2 protein-coding genes are annotated in these 1595 nt (G+C 57.1%); both read right to left on the bottom strand.

Features of this window, described 5'->3' with window-relative positions; genetic code table 11:
- On the bottom strand, positions 1–919 hold a 919-nt coding region (locus Q0520_RS04150), incomplete at its 3' end, for a hypothetical protein (protein WP_298666987.1).
- Positions 897–1595, bottom strand: a 699-nt coding sequence (locus tag Q0520_RS04145; protein ID WP_298666985.1) for a Wadjet anti-phage system protein JetD domain-containing protein, incomplete at its 5' end; no start/stop codon positions are given. The genes Q0520_RS04150 and Q0520_RS04145, both read right to left, overlap by 23 nt.

The following is a 1595-nucleotide window of genomic DNA, read 5'->3' as shown; positions in this document are numbered from 1 at the left end:
TTTTCTGGAACTGGTAACGGCGGTCAAAGAGGGAGTGTAGCCTGATCTTCGAGATCCGTTCATACTCCGCGGGGATCGTGGTGTAGTCTTCGAGGAGTTTGTTATGGAGACTGTAGCCGCGGTACAGTTCATCTTCGAGTTCCTTGATGGTGATGAAGTCCTCTTCGTCACCCAGGGAACGGGACTGATCGGTGATCCTCTTTGTGTCCCCTGCGATCTCCTGGAGGGTTTTCTGGACCTGGCGAAAGAGTTCCTCTTCCTGCTCAAGCTGGGAGATGACGTCCCTCGTGTAAGCGGTGTATATCTCCACGACGCCGGGGTCGCCGTAGATCATGCTGTCGATCAGGGCCTGTCTTTTTCCCTTTTTCCGGTAGACTTCGAGGTTGAGGTTCCTCACCGTCTCCAGGGCGTTCCTGAAGGACCCGCTCTCGATCTGCTTTTTGAAGAGGATGAGGGCGACCGTGACCCTGGACTCTTCGGGGAGTTCCTTGATGGTGATCATGAACTCGAGACCGGCGTCGGTGATCTGGTAGGCGCCCTCGCTCACGGTGTACTCGACGAGGTGGACATAGCGGTTGACCTGCTGTTTTCTGACCGGGTCGCGGTACTGGAAGCGGTAGAGTTCGCCACCGGGGGTGGTCTCAAGGTCGCCAAGCACTGTCCGTGTCACCTCCTGGTAGTCGAATGTCTGCCCGGGGTACATCTCTTTCATCATTCCTTCGATGTATTCCCTGACCTCGTCGGGCCTGACGGTGCGGCCCTGGAGACGGCCTTTTTCGATGAGAAATGTCAGCACGCCAAGGGCGAGGGAGGGTGCGTCATAGTCCCTCTTCTGGGCATAGGCCTTAAAAAAAGGATAGAAGCACACCAGGTGCTCCATGCGTTCGTTGATATCTTTACAATGTCTCTGATAGTCCAAGGGCCTTCATCCTCCTGAGGTCGACGGCGGTGAGGACCTCCTGCGGGAGATATCTCCCTTTGTTGATGATCCACTCGATCGCCGCCCTGCTCTCGTCGTCAAATGCGTCGATGAAGGGGGAGAACGAGAACTGGCCTCTCTTCTGGTCTTTCCTGAGAGGGTGAGCATTCCGGTATCCCGCCTTCTTCAGGACGGCGGTGTAGAGGGAGGTGGCAGGCCTGATGCCGTAGTCGGGGTAGCGTTCCTGCAAGCGGTTGAAGATGGCGATGCCCTCCCTGTCGATGTCCCCGAAGTAGAAATAGAGGTCGTCCCGTGTCCCGCCGACAGTCTCGATGTACTCGAATTTTTTCTGGATCGCGTTTCCCTCCCCGTAGATGATGAGGGTGATACCGTCGAACTCTCCTGCGGTCACCGCCTGCTGCAGGGTCCAGAAGGTGTCCTTGTTCTCGACGATCAGGACTGTCCTCCCCGCATTCCCCTGCTCTGCGCTGAAACCTTTCTCAATGTAGAAGAAGGGTTCAAACACCTTTTTCGCCCTGATGTCTGCGAGTGTCAGGCCGAGGTTCCTGAGCACGGCCTCGCCGTCGACTGCTGCGTGCCGGGGTTCATCGATCGCCTTCTCGTCGCCGAAGATCTCGTAGGAGCGTTCGTTGACGGTCAGCACCTCGTCGCCGCC

The sequence above is a fragment of the uncultured Methanofollis sp. genome, assembly GCF_937919355.1.
GTDB lineage: Archaea > Halobacteriota > Methanomicrobia > Methanomicrobiales > Methanofollaceae > Methanofollis.
This window is presented reverse-complemented; position numbering and strand designations above follow the sequence as displayed.